The organism is Sulfurospirillum sp. HTRB-L1 (genome assembly GCF_059415125.1).
Genome location: NZ_JCAHZR010000001.1, coordinates 36,942 through 54,958 on the forward strand (window position 1 = coordinate 36,942; position 18,017 = coordinate 54,958).

The 18,017-nt window shown below is 47.3% G+C and carries 19 protein-coding genes; 12 read left to right on the forward strand and 7 right to left on the reverse strand.

All coding sequences use genetic code 11. From position 1 onward, the window contains the following. Positions 1-62 precede the first annotated feature (62 nt). Together AC5SLM_RS00165 and AC5SLM_RS00170 are read left to right on the forward strand one after the other, a co-directional pair. Positions 63-872 carry an aldo/keto reductase family protein gene (locus AC5SLM_RS00165; RefSeq protein WP_495248896.1) on the forward strand — a complete coding sequence of 270 codons (810 nt, stop codon included), beginning with the start codon at positions 63-65 and terminating at the stop codon, positions 870-872. 38 nt (positions 873-910) lie between these two features. Continuing rightward, complete coding sequence (locus AC5SLM_RS00170) at positions 911-1,363, forward strand: hypothetical protein (RefSeq protein ID WP_495248897.1); 453 nt, start codon at positions 911-913, stop codon at positions 1,361-1,363. Positions 1,364-1,578: 215 nt separating this feature from the next. On the opposite strand, the gene AC5SLM_RS00175 is transcribed toward AC5SLM_RS00170, so the two are convergent. The 6 genes from AC5SLM_RS00175 to AC5SLM_RS00200 all read right to left on the reverse strand — a co-directional run bounded on the left by AC5SLM_RS00175 (position 1,579) and on the right by AC5SLM_RS00200 (position 4,489). Further along, on the reverse strand, positions 1,579-1,869 hold the full coding sequence (locus AC5SLM_RS00175) for a sll1863 family stress response protein (RefSeq protein ID WP_495248898.1): 291 nt from the start codon (positions 1,867-1,869) through the stop codon (positions 1,579-1,581). A 33-nt stretch (positions 1,870-1,902) separates the two neighbouring features. Next, entirely contained in the window at positions 1,903-2,052 is a 150-nt protein-coding gene (locus AC5SLM_RS00180) for a lmo0937 family membrane protein (RefSeq protein ID WP_495248899.1), read from the reverse strand. Between the two features lie 12 nt (positions 2,053-2,064). Beyond that, positions 2,065-2,853, reverse strand: a complete 789-nt coding sequence (locus AC5SLM_RS00185; protein WP_495248900.1) for a BON domain-containing protein — start codon at positions 2,851-2,853, stop codon at positions 2,065-2,067. Next, positions 2,850-2,984 carry a hypothetical protein gene (locus AC5SLM_RS00190; RefSeq protein WP_495248901.1) on the reverse strand — a complete coding sequence of 45 codons (135 nt, stop codon included), beginning with the start codon at positions 2,982-2,984 and terminating at the stop codon, positions 2,850-2,852. Before AC5SLM_RS00190 ends, AC5SLM_RS00185 begins: the two co-directional genes overlap by 4 nt. A gap of 207 nt (positions 2,985-3,191) precedes the next feature. Continuing rightward, entirely contained in the window at positions 3,192-4,115 is a 924-nt protein-coding gene (locus tag AC5SLM_RS00195; protein ID WP_495248902.1) for a PA2778 family cysteine peptidase, read from the reverse strand. Then, on the reverse strand, positions 4,112-4,489 hold the full coding sequence (locus AC5SLM_RS00200; RefSeq protein ID WP_495248903.1) for a PA2779 family protein: 378 nt from the start codon (positions 4,487-4,489) through the stop codon (positions 4,112-4,114). The genes AC5SLM_RS00195 and AC5SLM_RS00200 overlap by 4 nt, the downstream gene beginning before the upstream one ends. A 203-nt stretch (positions 4,490-4,692) precedes the next feature. On the opposite strand from AC5SLM_RS00200, the gene AC5SLM_RS00205 reads away from it, so the two are divergent. The 8 genes from AC5SLM_RS00205 (at position 4,693) to trmA (ending at position 14,721) form a co-directional block, all read left to right on the forward strand. Then, a complete protein-coding gene (locus AC5SLM_RS00205; RefSeq protein WP_495248904.1) occupies positions 4,693-5,406 on the forward strand; it encodes a response regulator transcription factor in 714 nt (237 codons plus the stop codon). Next, positions 5,403-7,436 (forward strand): FIST N-terminal domain-containing protein, encoded by a 2,034-nt coding sequence (locus tag AC5SLM_RS00210; RefSeq protein ID WP_495248905.1) that lies wholly within the window; start codon positions 5,403-5,405, stop codon positions 7,434-7,436. Before AC5SLM_RS00205 ends, AC5SLM_RS00210 begins: the two co-directional genes overlap by 4 nt. Before the next feature lie 124 nt (positions 7,437-7,560). After that, complete coding sequence (gene acnB, locus AC5SLM_RS00215; RefSeq protein WP_495248906.1) at positions 7,561-10,113, forward strand: bifunctional aconitate hydratase 2/2-methylisocitrate dehydratase; 2,553 nt, start codon at positions 7,561-7,563, stop codon at positions 10,111-10,113. A 186-nt stretch (positions 10,114-10,299) separates the two neighbouring features. Then, positions 10,300-11,052 (forward strand): SDR family NAD(P)-dependent oxidoreductase, encoded by a 753-nt coding sequence (locus AC5SLM_RS00220; protein ID WP_495248907.1) that lies wholly within the window; start codon positions 10,300-10,302, stop codon positions 11,050-11,052. 68 nt (positions 11,053-11,120) lie between these two features. Further along, entirely contained in the window at positions 11,121-11,354 is a 234-nt protein-coding gene (locus tag AC5SLM_RS00225) for a YgaP family membrane protein (protein WP_495248908.1), read from the forward strand. Positions 11,355-11,412: 58 nt separating this feature from the next. After that, a complete protein-coding gene (locus AC5SLM_RS00230) occupies positions 11,413-12,381 on the forward strand; it encodes a DNA adenine methylase (protein ID WP_495248909.1) in 969 nt (322 codons plus the stop codon). A gap of 52 nt (positions 12,382-12,433) precedes the next feature. Continuing rightward, the gene (locus AC5SLM_RS00235) at positions 12,434-13,618 is read left to right on the forward strand and encodes an MFS transporter (protein WP_495248910.1); all 1,185 of its coding nucleotides are present in this window, start codon (positions 12,434-12,436) and stop codon (positions 13,616-13,618) included. Continuing rightward, positions 13,615-14,721: a tRNA (uridine(54)-C5)-methyltransferase TrmA gene (gene trmA / locus AC5SLM_RS00240; RefSeq protein ID WP_495248911.1), complete on the forward strand. Its 1,107-nt coding sequence runs from the start codon at positions 13,615-13,617 to the stop codon at positions 14,719-14,721. The genes AC5SLM_RS00235 and trmA overlap by 4 nt, the downstream gene beginning before the upstream one ends. Here trmA and AC5SLM_RS00245 read toward each other — a convergent pair. Further along, positions 14,711-16,198, reverse strand: a complete 1,488-nt coding sequence (locus AC5SLM_RS00245) for a diguanylate cyclase domain-containing protein (protein WP_495248912.1) — start codon at positions 16,196-16,198, stop codon at positions 14,711-14,713. The genes trmA and AC5SLM_RS00245 overlap by 11 nt on opposite strands. 177 nt (positions 16,199-16,375) lie before the next feature. On the opposite strand from AC5SLM_RS00245, the gene AC5SLM_RS00250 reads away from it, so the two are divergent. Further along, the gene (locus tag AC5SLM_RS00250) at positions 16,376-16,810 is read left to right on the forward strand and encodes a CoA-binding protein (RefSeq protein ID WP_495248913.1); all 435 of its coding nucleotides are present in this window, start codon (positions 16,376-16,378) and stop codon (positions 16,808-16,810) included. Beyond that, on the forward strand, positions 16,798-18,009 hold the full coding sequence (gene ilvA / locus AC5SLM_RS00255) for a threonine ammonia-lyase (protein ID WP_495248914.1): 1,212 nt from the start codon (positions 16,798-16,800) through the stop codon (positions 18,007-18,009). Before AC5SLM_RS00250 ends, ilvA begins: the two co-directional genes overlap by 13 nt. The last annotated feature ends 8 nt before the right edge of the window (positions 18,010-18,017 follow it).

The window sequence follows — 18,017 nt, forward strand, 5'->3', positions numbered from 1 at the left end:
ATTTTTTATTCCCATTGAAAATTTATCTGATATGATTGCTCTACCTAGAAAAAGGGGAACAGATGAAACCAACCATGATTTACGGAACAGCGTGGAAAAAAGAGAAAACCGCGACTTTAGTAGAACTTGCTATCCAAAATGGTTTTCGCGCTATAGACACGGCGTGCCAACCAAAACATTACAATGAAAAGCTTGTTGGCGTGGGAGTACAACGCGCACTTGCGCAAAACAATCTCACAAGAGAAGCGCTTTTTTTGCAAACAAAATTCACGCCCCTAGGTGGCCAAGACCCAGACAACACTCCCTATAATCCCACCGACCCCATCGAAAAGCAGATCAAAACCTCCCTAGCCGTTTCAAAAGAAAACCTCCAGACAGACTATCTGGACTCTTTGATACTTCACTCTCCGATTTTTCCCTTTAGTGAGCTAGAAAAAGCATGGAGGGTCTTTGAGGGGTTTGTGGCAGACGGGGACGTGCGGCAGATTGGGATAAGCAATTGTTATGACATCGACCTTTTTAAAAAACTCTACGAGGTTGCTGCCATCAAGCCAAAAGTCTTGCAAAATAGATTTTACGATGGAACCTCTTACGACAAAGAGCTCAGAGCCTTTTGCAAAGAAAACGAGATTTCTTACCAAAGTTTTTGGTCACTAAGCGCAAACCCCCATCTTTTGGGCTCAAAAGAGGTTTTAAAACTTAGTGCAAAATACCAAAAAACCGCCCCTGTCATTTTCTACAGGTTTTTAACCCACCTAGGAATCACACCGCTCAATGGAACAACATCCCTCGCACACATGCGGGAAGATTTGGACATCTTCTCTTTTACCCTAGAGGAGGGCGAAATTGAGGGCATCAACGCGCTTCTTTGAGCTTGCCAACCGCCACAAAGCATAAAACAGGAGAAACCATGCGCACAGTGAAACATACCGCTTCATTTGTCATCCACCAGCCCGCCAAGGAGCTCTTTCCCCTCTTTAGCGCCGAGGGAGAAAAGCTATGGGTGCCAGGATGGGATTACGAAAACATCCTAGGAAGCACGGACTTGCATGAGGATTATGTATTTGTGACCAAAAGCCACGACCACGCCGCGTCTGAAGCTGTATGGATAGTGAAAAAATACGAGCCAGAAGAGTATTTGGTGGAGTTTTACAAGGTAGAATCAAGTGAAAAAATCGGCATTATCCGCGTCCAATGCACCCCACTTGAAGCCTCCAAAACAAAGGTGCACGTCACTTACCAATACATCAGCCTCTCAGAAGCGGGCGAGCGGTTTGTTTCCAGTTTTACCCCTTCCAAATACAACGCCTTCATCGCCGAATGGGAAGCGCTGTTGGTGCAGTATTTTGAGGCAAAACACTAGCACTGGCGGTATGTTTTAAAGAGGTGGGTGAATAAGAAACAAGAGGGGGTATTTTTCATGAAGGGCTCCCTTGATGCCAACCCAATTTGCTTAGCCTAGTTAGCATCAAGAGATATTTTTATTAATGTGGTCTTAGCTATAAATGGCGTCTTTTGTCTAAGACCACCGTCCAATGGACACTAGGCTTCCCAAGAAAAGCCTAGTGTTTAAGACGTTCAAGCACTGAGTTTTTTGCTCATGTCAACGACAGAGGTTTTGATGATTTCCCATTTTGTTTCAAAGGTTCGCTTCATCGCATCATAGGTACTTTCTGAAGATTTTGACAATTCAGAAAGTTTCGCTTTGCCGTCTTCAATTTTTTCTTCAAAAATCTTGATTTCTTTGTTCATCCTGATTTTTTCATCAGCAGTCGCGGAGGCTGCTTTTGCGCGAAAAAGCTCAACTTGTGCTTTCCATTCGTTTAGTTCTGCTTGGATTTTTTCTAAATAAAGTTTTTTAGTGTCCATTTTTATGCCTTTATTGTTTTTTTTAACCCTGTGTCATAAGACACGTCTGCCTTGAATAATTCTAACGAGCACCACGACCAATGCAATGACCAAGAGAATGTGGATAAACCCTCCCATGCTATAACTCGTGATTAGGCCAAGTGCCCACATGATAACCAGTAAAAGTGCAACAGTATATAGCATGGGAATCTCCTTTTATTTCTTCATCGATGCATCAACACTCATGGTATTGATGACATTAGAAACACCATCGACATCCTCGACAAGCTTAGTGACAAGGTCTGCTTCGGCCGCATTTTGTGCTTTTCCACTTACCGTAACAACACCGTCTTTGGTGGTAACCTTGGTGTTAATGGCACTGGTTGAGGCGCGAGAAAGCAGCGTCATTTTTACTTGCGCAGTGATAGACGCATCATCCATCTTGTCGCCCATGGTTTCTTGTTTTTCAAGTTTCATGTTATTGACAACACGTTTGACACCTTCAACATCTTTGGCGTACTGGGTTGTGAGGTCTTTTTGGGCCGCACTTGTAGCTGTACCTTTTAGGGTAACAACGCCGTCTTTGACGTCTACTTCTGTTTTGCGCGCACTCACGTTACCGCTGAATACGAGGGCAGTTTTCACTTTCATCATAATCCAAGTGTCGGAGCTCTCAGGTGAGCGGTCTTCTTTTACGACAATCTTATTCTCAACACTTTTAACGCCCACAATGGCTTCGGCTGTATTCTCAGCCATGGGTTTGTGCGCATCATTAAGGACTTCGCCCGATAGAACGACAACCCCGTCTTTAGACGTAATGTTGATTTTTTCATCTTTTAAATAGGTCTTGTAAACATAACTTTTTTTGAAAGACGACTCAATGGTATCATCCACGCTAGAACCCAACGCGGAGGTGCTAAGTGCTACTGCTGTCACAAGAGAGAGGGCTACAGTGCCACATAAACGCTTGAGTGTGATGGCATTCGCATCATGCAACATACTCATTTTTGGGTCGCTTCAGTTTTTTTTGGGTCCAATTTTGGATCTACTTTTGGCTCTACTTTTTTCGGATCAGCAATCTTTGGCTCATCTTTTTTTGGATTATTTGCATTGTTTTGACTCTTGTTGTTGTACATGGTCTATCCTTTTTTTTGAGTAGAGCGTAGATATTGGGTAGAACGAAAATCCTAAATATTCACCGTATGCAAAAGAGTGTCACAAGGGGGTTTACCCTTGCACGTTCTTTTACAGAGTGACAGTATGTAATAAAGAGGTTATTTTTTGGTTATTTTAATCCTTACATGTAAGGAAAAAAGCTTTACATGTAAGGGCGTTTTAGCGGGTTATTGTTGAAGCTTTTGATTGATTTTTTCAAGGGTAGCTTGGGACTCTACAACGAAGACTCCCCCTGCATTTACAGCCGCGAGTGCGTGAAGTTTTGCTTCGTGAAGCTTCTCTTCTCTCATGAGCGAACGCGCTAGGTTGTTAAGGACGGCAGGGTCATTTGGCTTTAACACAAGGGCGTGTTTGTACTGTGCTGTTGCACTTAGATACTCTTTCATCCCAAAATGAATATTGGCCAACATCATGGTGCCTAAAAACGACGAAGGATGTTGTTTGGCGTATTGCATTGCTGCTTGCTTGGCATGGTCTTCGTAGCCCACTTCGGCCATATCGGCGATGGCTTTTACTGTCTCTATTTCATCAGAAGCCTCGGGCAACAAGGGCGGTTTAAGTGCTACAATAGCCCAGCTTCCCCCGCGTTCAAAAAAGGTTTCAAATGTATCAAAACGCATCCATGTTTGAGTGCTTTTGGCGCCAGAGAGGTAAATGTATTCCGCCTCTTTATCAAAACCCGTGACAACAGCGTAGTGCCATGTGGGCAAGGAAACAAGCCCCAAATTAAACAGTACTAAAACAGGCCTGCCGCTAGAAACCTCACTTAAGATGGAAGCAAGATTGGGGGTGAGCGCATAGGGAATGAGACCGTAACGCCTTGCTGTCGCTTTCATTTCCACTTGCAATGCTCCTTTTAATTCGGGCGTAAAGGAGCTTCCTATCACATCGGCGTAAACAAAAGCAACGCGTTGATCTTCTAGCAAGGTTGCCATAGACGAAGGCCCACAAAAGTATTCCTCTTGGGGGTAGAGCGTTACGGAGAGTTTTTTGGACGCCAAAATCGACGTATTGGCAGAGAGGTGGTCGTAATTTTTAGAAGCACACCCTACAAAAAACACCATAGCGGCACATAAAAGCAAGTACCTCACTGAACGCTTCTGGTGAAACTATAAACTTTTGTATACCCTAAAATGTCAGTCACCAATAAAACAAGAAAAATAAACACGATGACACCGATGATGCCTCCTGCGCCCGCACCTGCTGGCAAGGTGTCTATCTTGTGGCTAATCTGAGAAAGCTCTTCTTCTGTGAGCGAGGCGAGCCTTGCTTGGATGTTGTCATTGCTCACACCAAGTGCTGCAAGCTTGGCTTGGACTTCTTGCTTGTTGAGAAAACTATCAATGCTACTTATGGCGCCTGTTTTGTGCAGCAATTGTTTTGTACTGATAACTTCAGCAAACAGGGATGTCGTAAATAGAGAAAGTGACACAAAGAAAGCGATAATCAGTTTAGAAGTGTTCATCATAAACTCCTTGGATGTAAAAAGTAGCTACAAGCTTGTCTCAAGCACAGGGGATTCTTATGTCACATCATTGTCTTGTGCGGTTATTTTTTGGTTATTGGGGCGGCGGTATCGTGGTGTTTACTATCCGAAGTATTCAAGGGCAAATATTACGCTATAGTGAGGGAACCGTATACTTTTTACTACTTCGCAAAGGAGGCGCTATGTTGGATTTAGGTGCAATGGCGTGTTGCAATCGCTACACGGTTTTATGCGTTGATGATGAAGAAGAGTTTTTAGAATACCTTAGCTCCATCCTTAAGCGCTATTTTTTAAACGTTTACGCTGTTTCCTCCGTAAAGGAAGCCTATGCCATCATTGAAGAACACCCCATCGATATGATTATCACCGATTTATACATGCCCAAAACCAATGGTATTGATTTTATTAAAAAGATTCGTTCCGAACGTTCTGCTGTCCCTGTTATTTTTCTCACCGCATGTTTTGAAAAAGATTTTTTGCACGCGGCTGTTCCTTTGGGGCTTGATGCTTACCTAAGAAAGCCCGTTGTGCTTGAAAAGCTCTTTTCCACCCTTCAGCAAACCATCGAACACATGGAACACCGTTCTTCTAAAACCTATGTGCTCAAAGGAGGCGTTTCCTTTGACTTGGTCGATGAAATAGTCTATGTCACCTCAAGCCGTAAAATCGTTGATGTGACTAAAAAAGAGTTAGCACTGTTGTGTTTGCTCATCAAAAACGAACACAATATTTTAAGCAAAAGCGTTATTGAAAGCTATTTGTGGGAATTTGAGAGCGTGGCGGAGAGTTCTGTTAAGACACTCGTAAAAAAACTAAGGGATAAAATCGGAGAAAGTGCTATCGCGACGCACAGTACGATTGGTTATTCTATCGTACTTGAGGAGCGTGCCTTGTGAAAATATATACCTACCGTTTTGTTTCCCATGAAGATTTTTCTTTGTTTATCGCCCAAAAAGAGTTGGATTTAGCTTCTAATATTTTTGTCATGTGCTATTCTGGCATTGACGACCAAGCTGTGAACCAAGAGATTCTTTATAGCATCAAATCCTTGTTGCCCCAAGCTTCCATCATGGGTTCCACTACCGATGGGGAGATTTTTGAAACAGAAGTCATGGTGCATTCTTTTGTCCTTTCGTTAACCACCTTTGAGAGCACTACCTTGGAAATAGAGCTTTTTACAGCAGAACAAGACTCCTTTAAAGCAGGGCAGATGATTGCCCACGAAGGGGTGAGGTTGGGCGCAAAAGTGGCGATTATTGTTGCTGATGGCATCGTCACCAACGGCGATTTTTTGATGGATGGGGTTAATTCCGTGGCACCTTCACTTGTAGTAGCAGGAGGATTAGCCGGAGACAACGGGCGTTATGAAGAGAGTTTCATCTTTTGTGATACCCATATCAAATCCAAAGCCATTGTGGTGGGGTATCTCATCAGTGACACACTAGAGGTTTACCACACCAAAAGTTTCAACTGGGCACCTATGGGGCCAAAGTTTAAGGTCACGCGCGCAGATAAAAACTGCATCTACACGGTCGATAACATCTCCGTCCTTGAGCTGTACCGAAAGTATCTTGGCTCCGCTTTAGCCCAAAAACTTCCCCAGGGAGGCATCGAATTCCCCTTTGTCTTTTACAAAGAGGGGCATTTGATAGGGCGTGCGCCCATCCGCTTAAACGGAGACGGTTCGGTGGTTTTTGCGGGTAATATCTCCGAGGGCGAAACCATCCAATTTGGTTTTGGCGACATCGATGCGATTTTAGCGGATGCGAAGGAAATCATCTCAGACTTGGCAAAGTTTGGCCCTGAAAAAGTGATGGTTTTTTCGTGCATGACCCGCAAAAACTTTTTGGGTGAAGACGCGTACAATGACTTTGAAGGGCTCTCGTCTGTGGCGCCCACGACAGGCTTTTTCACCTATGGAGAGTTTTTTCACGACTCAGACCACAAGTGCAACTTTTTACTCAACGAAACCATGACCGTCTTGGGGCTAAAAGAAGTGACACAAACCGCTCAGGGCAACATACGCCACACAACCTCGCATTCTAGAAAAAAGAGCCCCTCGGTCCACCGCTATTCTGAAACCTTTAACGCCTTGTTGCACATTGGCGAACAAACGGCGTTGGAACTAGGCGCATTAAATGCCACGTTGAACGAGAAGGTCGACGAGGCGGTGCGGCGGTATCAGGCGTCTGAGGAGTTGATTATCATCCAAGCACGTTCTGCTATTATCGGGGAGATGCTAAGCATGATAGCCCACCAGTGGCGCCAACCCCTTTCTATCATCGGCATGGTGATTAGCAAAATGCGTCTTAATACCCTGGGTGCGAAAGAGAAAGATGAGGAACTTTTGGCAGATATTGACGTGATGGACCGCAACGTGAGTTATCTTTCCAACACCATCGAAGACTTCAAAAACTTTTTTAAACCCAAGGTGCAAAAAGAGTGGCACAGCGCTTCGATGATTTGCGAACAACTGCGCTCCTTGGCTGACCCGATTCTTAAAATGTACAACATTGATTTAGAAATCAAATTAAACGACGATAGAAAATTTTTCATTTACGGAAGCGAGTTGGTGCAAGTGCTACTCTCCATCGTCTCTAATTCCAAAGATGCCATTTTGGAACAAAACCATGAAAATGGAAAAATCACCATCGTTTGCGAGTACAAAGCGCTCAAGGCGATGTACCGTTTTTCCATTTTCGATAACGGAGGAAGCATTGCTGCAAATATCATTAAGGTCATGTTTGAGCCTTATGTTTCCAGTAAAGGCATCACGGGCACGGGGCTTGGGCTTTATATGGCAAAAACCATTATTGAAAAGCATTTTAGGGGAAGAATTAGCAGCAAAAACACCAAGGATGGAGCGTGCATCACCGTAGATTTTCCCATAGCAACCAAAGAGATTTTGCCTGTGGAAGTTCTGTAAAGGGCGCGGGCCACGCTCTTTAAGCTTGTGCCTCTCTTTACTCTTCTAGTTAATCCACGCTCTCCTTGGGAAACCTAACTTCTTTGTGCTAAAATGCATGAAAAATCCCCCTAGGAGCCTTTACATGGACTTTTTGACCGCTTATGAAACTGCTAAAAAAGAACGCCAAGCCCTTGGTGTCCCTCCGCTTCCTCTCAACGCCCAAGAAGCCGCCCAAGTCGTCGAGCTGTTAAAAACAAGCCCCTCCCAAACCCTTTTAACCCTTCTACGAGAGCGCGTTTCTCCGGGTGTTGATGAGGCGGCTTACGTCAAGGCGGCATTTTTAAATGACATCCTTGCCAAAAACGTTACATGTACACTCATTTCACCCCTTGACGCGGTGGAAATGCTAGGCACTATGCTAGGAGGCTACAACGTTGACCCTTTGGTTGGCGCCCTTAGCCATGAAGAGCCTGTTGTTGCTAAAGCCGCCGCAGAGGCACTTAAAAACATCATCCTTGTGTACGACGCGTTTAACGCCGTTGAATCCCTTGCCAAAACCAACGCGTACGCCAAGGAAGTCTTAGTCTCTTGGGCAAATGCCCAGTGGTTTACCTCCAAGCCCGCACTCCCAGAAAAAATGACCCTCGCTGTGCTCAAAGTCCCCGGCGAAACCAACACTGACGATTTGAGTCCTGCTAGCGAAGCCTTCACCCGTAGCGACATCCCCTTGCACGCGAATGCCATGCTTGTCAAGCGCCAAGAAGGAAGCTTAGAAACCATCGAAGCACTCAAAGCCAAAGGGTACGAAGTGGCCTATGTGGGCGACGTCGTAGGCACAGGTAGTAGCCGAAAATCAGGCATCAACTCCATCCAATGGCACATGGGCAAAGACATCCCCTGTGTTCCCAACAAGCGCACAGGCGGGGTGATTTTAGGCACGACTATTGCGCCTATTTTCTTCAACACCGCCGAAGACAGCGGTGCACTTCCTATCGAAGTAGACGTAGATGGCCTTGAAACAGGTGACATCATTGACGTTTACCCTTATGAGGGCAAAGTTGCCAAAGAGGGCAAGGTGGTTTCCACCTTCAAACTTCTCCCCACAACCCTAGCAGACGAATACCGCGCGGGTGGGCGCATTTCGCTCATCATCGGACGCGGGCTTACCGCAAAAGCAAGGGCAAGCCTTGGCATGGAGGCTGAGTCTATTTTTGCCAAACCCATTCAACCTGTTGCCAAAGAAGGTGCAGGATTCACCCAAGCCCAAAAGATGGTCGGACGCGCATGTGGCGTAGAAGGCATTAGGCCAGGCATGTATGTGGAGCCCTTAACCCTCACCGTAGGCAGTCAAGACACCACTGGCCCCATGACCCGCGATGAGATCAAAGAACTCGCCGCCCTTGGCTTTAGCGCGGATTTTGTGCTTCAAAGCTTTTGCCACACCGCGGCATACCCAAAACCCAGTGATGTCAAACTCCAACACACCTTGCCTGATTTCATCCGAAACCGTGGCGGCGTGAGCCTCAAAGCAGGAGATGGCGTCATCCACTCCTGGCTCAACCGCATGGTACTTCCTGACAGTGTGGGTACAGGCGGCGACAGCCATACACGCTTTCCCATCGGCATCTCTTTCCCCGCGGGTTCTGGCCTTGTGGCCTTTGCGGCAGTGACAGGTTCCATGCCTTTAAACATGCCCGAATCCGTCCTTGTGCGCTTTAAAGGCGAGATGAACCCTGGCATCACTTTGCGCGATTTGGTCAATGCCATCCCTTACTACGCTATCAAAATGGGCCTTTTAACGGTGCCCAAGAAAAACAAAAAGAACATTTTTGCAGGTACGATATTGGAAATCGAAGGCTTGCCTAAGCTCAAAGCCGAACAAGCCTTTGAACTTTCCGACGCTTCGGCAGAGCGTAGTGCGGCAGGATGTTCGGTAGCCTTAGACAAAGAGCCTATCGCAGAATACCTAAAGTCTAACATCACCCTCATCGAATCCATGCTCAAAGCGGGCTATGGCGACCCTGTAACTCTAAAACGACGTGCCCAGAAAATGCAAGCGTGGCTTGAAAATCCAGAGCTTGTAAAAGCAGATAAAAATGCCCAGTACAAAGCCATCATCGAAATCGACCTTGCAGACATTAAAGAGCCTATCTTGGCGTGCCCCAACGACCCTGATGACGTGGCGACCCTTTCTGAAATCTTGGCCGATGAAAAACGCCCCAAGAAGATTGATGAAGTGTTTGTGGGCAGTTGTATGACCAACATTGGCCATTACCGCGCCCTTGGAGAGGTGCTTCAAGGCGAAGGCCAAGTGCCCACACGCCTTTGGATTGCTCCACCCACCAAGATGGATAAGCGCCAACTCACGGAAGAGGGGTACTACGCACTCTTTGGACAAGCAGGGGCGCGCATCGAGATTCCAGGGTGCAGTTTGTGCATGGGCAACCAAGCCCGCGTGGCCGATGGCGCGGTGGTGTTTTCCACCTCGACGCGCAACTTTGACAACCGCATGGGCGTGGGCGCGCAAGTGTACCTTGGCAGTGCCGAACTTGCCGCCGTGTGTGCCATCCTTGGGCGCTTACCAAGCGTGGAAGAGTACATGTCTATCGTGCCACGCAAACTTGCGGGTAAAACTGAAAACGTGTACCGCTACTTGAACTTTAACCTCATTAAAGACTATGCGTTAGCAGACTAACATGCCGACCCTTCGGGGTCAGGCGTTGGCTCGCTGTGCTCATGAGCGGATTTTCGAGGACATAAAGCACTTAGGAGAGTGCTGTCCGAGAATGAGCGAATGCGTGCAGTGAGCCAACATGTTTTTTTACCCCCATCTTATTTGACATTTGGTACACTTTAGACAAAATTTCTAAAAGGAACACCCATGAAACGTATTGTTTTGGTCACAGGAGCCACGTCAGGATTTGGTTGGGAAATCGCTACCATCTTTGCCAAAGCGGGCGATGCGGTCATCGCCACAGGGCGGCGTAAAGAGCGCTTGGAAGAGCTTAAAAACAGCCTTCCTGAAGCAGATATTTTTCCTCTAGTGATGGACGTTACATGTAAAGAAGAAGTGGCAAAGGCCATCGCCTCCTTGCCTGTGGCGTATCAAGCCGTTGACATTTTGGTTAACAACGCAGGTCTTGCCCTTGGGCTTGAAAAAGCACCCGAGGCGAGCTTGGAAGATTGGGAAACCATGGTAGATACCAACATCAAAGGGGTGTTGTATGTCACTAAAGCGCTCATTAGCGGCATGAAAGAACGCAAACGGGGTTACATTTTCAACATCGGCTCCACAGCGGGCAACTGGCCTTATGAAGGCGGAAACGTGTACGGTGCCACCAAGGCGTTCATCAAACAATTTTCCCTCAACCTTCGCACGGACCTTAAGGGAACCAACATTCGCGTGACCAACATCGAACCTGGCTTTGCCAAAACAGACTTTTCGTTGGTGCGTTTTAAGGGCAACGAAACAAAAGCAGATGCTGTCTACAAAGACACCAAACCCCTTGAAGCCGCAGATATTGCCAATGTCATTTTTACCTGCGCCAACTTCCCAGAACACGTCAACGTGAATTTCCTCGAAGTCATGTCCGTACGCCAAAGCTACGGTGGATTGGTCGTGGAAAAGGATTAATTTGCAATTCGTAGAGATGTTTTATGTGCCCTGTGTTAGGATGGGCAAAATTCTTTCAAGGAGTGAATATGTGTCCTTTTAAAGCCAATGTTGGCGGTGTTGATCGCATCGCACGGATTGTTATCGGTGGGCTTATCATTGTTTGGGCGTTGTGGGCTCAAAGTTGGCTCGGCATCATCGGTGCAGTGGTATTACTTACAGGCGTGTTTCGCTTTTGTGGAGCGTACACGTTGTTCAAGTTTTCTACCGCAGACGAAGAGGGTGATGATTGTTCTAGCGGCAAAGGTTCGTGCTGCAAATAAGCCTTACATGTAAGGCTTATTTTACCCCTTCTTCAACCCTTTTTAACTACAATCCCTTATGAATTACATCGGTTCCAAGGGGGCACTTGCCCCCTTCATCCTCTCATCAGCCACACGCTTTGTTGGCCCTTTGCACGACAAAACCGTGTGCGACCTTTTTGGTGGCACGGGCAGTGTGGCAGAAGCCTTTGGTCTTACATGTAAAGCTCTCATTGCTAATGACGTAGAACCTTACAGCGCCTTGTGGTTGCACCAACGCTTGTGCGGCGTGGCGACCGATGAAGCCTTGCTTGAGCAGATGCGCCACGCGTCGTGCGAGGGGATTGTGTGTGAGCATTTTTCACCCTTGGGCGCGGCAAAACGAGGGTATTTTACCCCGCAAAACGCGCGGAAAATCGACGGAGCTAGGGCGGTGATTGCACGCCATGAAGCAACCTTGCCAGTTGCCCAAACAAAAGCGTTGCTCGCTTCTTTGCTAGATGGGGCCGACCGTGTAGCCAACACCACCTCCGTGTACGGGAGTTTTTTAAAACACACCAAATTTACCGCCACGCAAGCCTTGTCTTTGCGCATCCTTCCCCCTGCGTGCCTCACCAATGCAACGGTGTATAACCGTGAAGGATTGGCTCTTTTGGAAGAGATTGGGGGTGACATCCTCTATCTTGACCCACCCTATAACCACCGTCAATACGGCTTAAACTACCATGTTTTAAACGCCATTGCACGAAACTATGCCCGCGACATCAAAGGCAAAAGCGGTCTTGGAAACTACTACCGCTCCCGTTGGTGCCAAAAACGCGCTGTAGAAGAAGAGTTAAGGGCTACGTTAAAAGCGGCGAAGTTTCGCTACATCCTCATGAGCTATAACGATGAAGGACTCCTAAGCCCAGGGCGCATTCGTGCGATTTTTGAAGAGTTTGGGCGCTATGATTGTGCTAGCCACGCCCATCCGCGCCTTCGTACCTCTAAAAAATCACCCAAAAAAGAGACCCTAGAGACCGTGCATTTGCTCGAAAAAGAGAGCTAAAAGCTAGGTTACACTAAAGTGTCGCCACTATTTTAAAGTGTAAAGAGAAAAGATGAAAGAACACATAAAACCCATCGCTATGGGACTTTTGGTGGTATTTGCCTGTTTGGGCTTGGGGCGGTTTGCCTTTGGGATGGTTTTGCCTCTCATGCAAGAAGAACTCGCCATGAACGCTACCCAAGCGGGCCTTGTAGGAAGTGCTAATTTTCTGGGGTATTTTATTGGCTTGTTTAGTGTTTCAAAAACATACACCCGTTTTGGCCCCTCCTTGCTTGTCTCTTGGGCGCTTTTTGTGCAAGCCTTTAGCATGGTGCTCATGGCTGTTGCACCTCACTATCTTTTAGCCGCGTTGTTTTTTAGTGTCACAGGGTTTTTTGGCGCGTTGGCAAACATCGGCATCATGACGTACATCGCCCAAGTGGTGCCACCCAAGATGAAAGGGCGCGCTACGGGCATTGTGGTGGCTGGCATTGGCTTGGCGGTGATTTTTAGTAGCCTCATCGTGCCAACGTTTGAGAAACTGTTGCCTTACGCGTGGCGCATTAGTTGGGCTGTGTTTGCCCTAAGCATCCTGCTCATTGGCCTGTGGGCGCGCAGTGTGATGGCACGTTTTCTAGTTCAAGCAAATGCACACCACGCCAAGGGTGACACGCTCTTGTTGCGTGACATTGTTTGCTCCCGCGCCTTTTGGCACACGGGTGTACTCTTTTTACTCTTTGGCACCACGGCTATCATGTTTATGACGTTTTTTGTAGCGGCCGTTTCGGACACGTACGGGGCAAGCACGCAGGTTTCAGGTATCTTTTGGGCACTCTTGGGCGTCACAAGCCTTTTTTCAGGCCCCTTTTTTGGCGCGGTGAGCGACACCATTGGGCGCTACAAGACCTTGGCGATACTCTTTGGACTCCAAGCCCTAGCCCACAGCTTGCTCGCCTTTGAAGTGCCTCTTGCGTGGGTGTTTCTCTCCGCAGGCATCTTTGGCTTTTCCACGTGGGCGGTGCCTTCCATCATGGCAACCCTAAGTAGTGAACTGTTTGGCCTTAGCCACACCGCGCGCATCATGAGCCTCATTACACTGTTTTTTGGCGTGGGGCAAATGGTCGGGCCATTGCTTGCGGGCATCATACGTGACCTTACGGGAAGCTACACTTTTGCCTTTGCTTGTTCAAGTTCTGTACTTTTGGGCGCGCTTTTTCTTTCCTTGTATGCCCAGGGGTCTCAAAGGAGGGGTTCATGACGTGCGATTATTTTGGCATCTGTGGAAGCTGTACGCTCCATGGACTAGGTTACGAGGGACAGTTGGAGCATAAAACCCAAGAGGCCAAGGCCTTGTTTGCGCCCTTGGGAGTGCGCGCCCCTGAAGTGTTTTCTTCAAAGATCATCCACTACCGCAACCGCGCCGAGTTTCGCATCTGGCACGAGGGCGAGGCGATAGATTTTGCCATGAATAGTGTGGACGGGAACAGGGTGCTCATCGAACAATGCCCCAAAGCTGATGAAGCCATCAATGCCCTCTTGCCACGCCTTAAAGAGGCACTAAGGCAAAGTCCCCTGCTTAGGCATAAACTCTTTAGTGTGGAGTTTTTAAGTGCCCGCGAGGAGATGCTTGTAACGCTCATCTACCACAAAAAGCTTGACCACGCATGGGAAGAGGCGGCAAGAGAGCTTGAAAAAGCCTTACATGTAAGGCTCATTGGCCGTAGCCGTGGGGTGAAAAAAGTTTTAAGCCAAGAGTGGGTGGTGGATGCTTTACATGTAAAGGAAAAAACCTACCGTTTTAAACTTTTGGAGGGTGCGTTTTCCCAGCCAAACCGCAGTGTCAATGAACAGATGATTGCGTGGGTGTATTCCAAGCTTGACCCCCTTACATGTAAGGATTTGCTAGAGCTTTATTGTGGCCATGGGAACTTCACTTTGCCGCTAAGTAGCCATTTTCGCGCCGTCTTAGCCACGGAAATCTCCAAAGCGTCTATTAAATCCGCTCTTGAAAATTGCACCCTTAATGGCACGCACAACATCACCTTTGTGCGCATGAGCGCAGAAGAACTCACCAGTGCGTTAAATAAAGAGCGGGAGTTTGTGCGCTTAAGGGAAACAGACCTAGAAAGCTTTGATTTTTCCCACGTGTTTGTAGACCCACCACGGGCTGGGATGGACGAGAAAAGCTGTGCCTTTGCGGCGCAGTTTGAGCGCATTATCTACATTTCGTGCAATCCACACACCCTAGCGCGGGATTTGGCAGTGCTTGGCAAAACCCATGAAGTGGCCCATTTTGCTCTTTTTGATCAGTTTCCCTACACGCACCACCTTGAAAGCGGGGTGGTGCTTGTTAAAAAGTAGCGTTGATGGTAATATGTTCAGAAGTAGGTTCGTAGAAACAAAAGGTATTTTTCCCTAATTTTTTCGCCTCATACATGGCTGAATCGGCTTTTTTGATGAGCGTGTTGTACTCTTCGCCATCTTCTGGGTAAAAGGAGATTCCGATGCTAGGCGTCACGCTTAGGGCGTGGTTTTCAACGGTAATTTTCTCTTCAAAAACTTTCAAGATACGCCGTGCGATGAGCGCGGCTTCGGCTTCGGCCTTGATAAATCCCACTAAAATGACAAATTCATCGCCGCCAAAACGCGCAAGTACATCGATTTCCCGAAGGGTTTTGGCGATGCGCTTGCCCGCTTCTATAAGGACGTTATCGCCCGCATCATGCCCAAGGGTGTCGTTGATGGCCTTAAAATGGTCAAGGTCAATGAACATGACCCCAAACATGGAGCCATTGCGTTTGGAAAGTTTTGCCATGGATTCAAACTGCTCCTCAAAGCCAAGGCGGTTGGAAAGGCCAGTGAGTTGGTCGTGCCTTGCAAGATAGCTCGCCTTTTCTTGCATCTGAATCATCTCTTTAATGTCCGTTTGAATGGCGATGTAACTCACTATCTCGCCTTTTTCATCCGTCACAGCCTTGATGGTCATCCACAGCACCACCTCTTGGCCGTTTTTGCGCCGATTGTGAATCTTGCCGCGCCACAATTTATTTTCAAGAAGTTCTTGCCACATGCTCTCGTAAAACAGTTTATCGGCTTTTTTTGCCCGCAAAATAGAGGGGTTTTTGCCTGCTATCTCCTTAAGCGTATAGCCGTACATCTTCACAAACGCGTTATTGACTGAACGGATACGGTTTTTTTCATCGGTAATCACAATGGCTTCTTCTACGTGTTCGAACACGGCCGCAGACTCTCGCAAGCGCAAGGATTGCTCCACATACTGCGTGATGTCAAGTTTGATGGCAAGGTAGTTGGTTAGTTTTCCATCAATAAACACGGGCACAATGGAGGCTTTTTCGTAATAAATAGACCCGTCTTTGCGCTTGTTGATAAATTCCCCTTGCCACTTCTCCCCACGGTCAAGCACCGCGTTCATGTGGGCGTAAAACGCAAGGTCGTGTTTGCCAGATTTTAAGATATTTGGATTTTTCCCCAAGGCTTCTTCGGGAGCGTAGCCTGTGGTTTTCTCAAAACCATCGTTGGCGTAAATAATGTGCCGTTTGGGGTCTGTGATGACAACCGTATTGTCGCTATTTTCCACCGCATATTTAAAAGCTTGCAACTCCCGTCGCACCAACACAGCGCGGCGGTATTTGAGCGCCACCATCCCAAAGGCAAGCAAGATACACGCAAGTAGCGCTGTTGTGGCAAAAAAGAGCGCTGATGGGCCAAGGGTTTGGTACATGTAAACCAGAAAAAAAAGGGAAAGAAAAAAAGAGCAACCTAACAATAAACAAGGAAGATACGTGATAGTCGTTAAAAATTGACTCTTTTGTTTCATGATGTTACACCTTTGCAATGTCCATGGCGGTGAAACTAACTTTATAAATTTATGCTAAAAATATCTCATGATTGTAACAAATTTATGCGTGAAAGCAAAGGGTAAAAGTAATGTGCCTCAAAGGCATGTTGTGTTAAAATCAGCGCTTTTTACGCTCTACATGTAAAGGAAGAGACCATGCCAATACTACACGAACCCACCACCCAGCAGCTGCGCGAACTTTTTGAATCCATTCAAACCATTGCCATTGTTGGCCTTTCGCCTGATAGCTCCAAGCCCTCCCATCACGTGGCGGCGTATTTGCAAAAAGCAGGGTTTCGCATCATTCCCATCTACCCCAAAGAAGAGACAATTTTGGGCGAAAAAGTCTACCGAAGCCTTGAAGAAGTCGATATACCTATCGATATGGTCGATATGTTCCGAAAACCACAAGTTGCGGACATTTTAGTCGAACAACTCCAACACCGCAAAGAGGTCAAATGCCTTTGGCTTCAGCTAGATATCCGCAATGACAATGCCGCCCAAAAAGCCTCTCAAATGGGCCTAACGGTCGTCCAAGACCGTTGCACTAAAATCGAACACCAAAGGATTTTTCACCCATGGTCCCTTTAAGTCACATCATCCAAGCCAAGCGTCGTATTAGTGCTATCATCAATAAAACACCCTTTTCAAAAGCTCCTATCTTAAGTCAAATGGTGGGCGCAGAGATTTACCTTAAAAAAGAAAACCTCCAGCTTACAGGGGCCTACAAACTTCGCGGGGCGTACAACAAAATCGCCTCCTTAAGCAACGAAGAACGCGCCAAAGGCGTCATCGCCGCTAGTGCGGGAAACCATGCCCAAGGGGTGGCTTACAGTGCCAAAACCTTTGGTATCAAAGCCATCATCGTCATGCCCGAAGCCACGCCACTGCTTAAAGTCACAGGGACGAAAGATTTGGGTGCAGAGGTTATCTTGCATGGGGATAATTACGACGAGGCTTACGCTTACGCGCGCCAACACTCCCAAGAGCATGGCATCACTTTTATCCATCCTTTTGAAGATGACGCGGTCATCGCAGGGCAGGGCACCGTCGCCCTTGAGATGCTTGATGCAATCAACGACCTTGATATCGTCGTGGTGCCCATTGGCGGCGGCGGGCTCATTAGCGGTGTGGGTTCGGCTATTAAACAACTTGACCCTAAGATTAAAGTCATCGGAGTGACCGCCAAGGGCGCACCTGCGATGTATGAATCTTTTAAAGCCAAACGTGTCATTCACTCCAAAAGTGTGCGTAGCATCGCCGATGGTATCGCGGTGCGCGACACTAGTGAGAGCAACCTAGCGCACATCTTAGAGTGTGTGGATGACATCGTGCAAGTGGATGATGAAGAGATTGCCACGGCGATTTTGTTTTTACTAGAGCGTCAAAAACTTGTGGTAGAAGGGGGCGGGGCAGCGGGTGTCGCGGCCATCATGCACCACAAATTTCCTTTTGAAAAAGGGATGAAAATCGGAACGATTTTAAGCGGGGGGAACATCGACGTGCAAACCCTTGCCGTCATCATCGAAAAAGGACTCATTAAATCAGCACGAAAGATGATTATCTGTGTGACGTTGGTGGATAAACCTGGTGCACTGATGCGCCTGACAGACATCTTGCGTACTTCCAACGCCAACATCATCAAAATCGACTACGACCGCACGTCCACAACCCTTTCGTATGGGGATGCGAACATTACCATCACCCTTGAAACCAAGGGCGAAGCACACCAAGAAGAGGTGCGCAACAACCTAACCAAGGGTGGGTATGATTTTACAGAGACGTTTTAGCTTTGTTC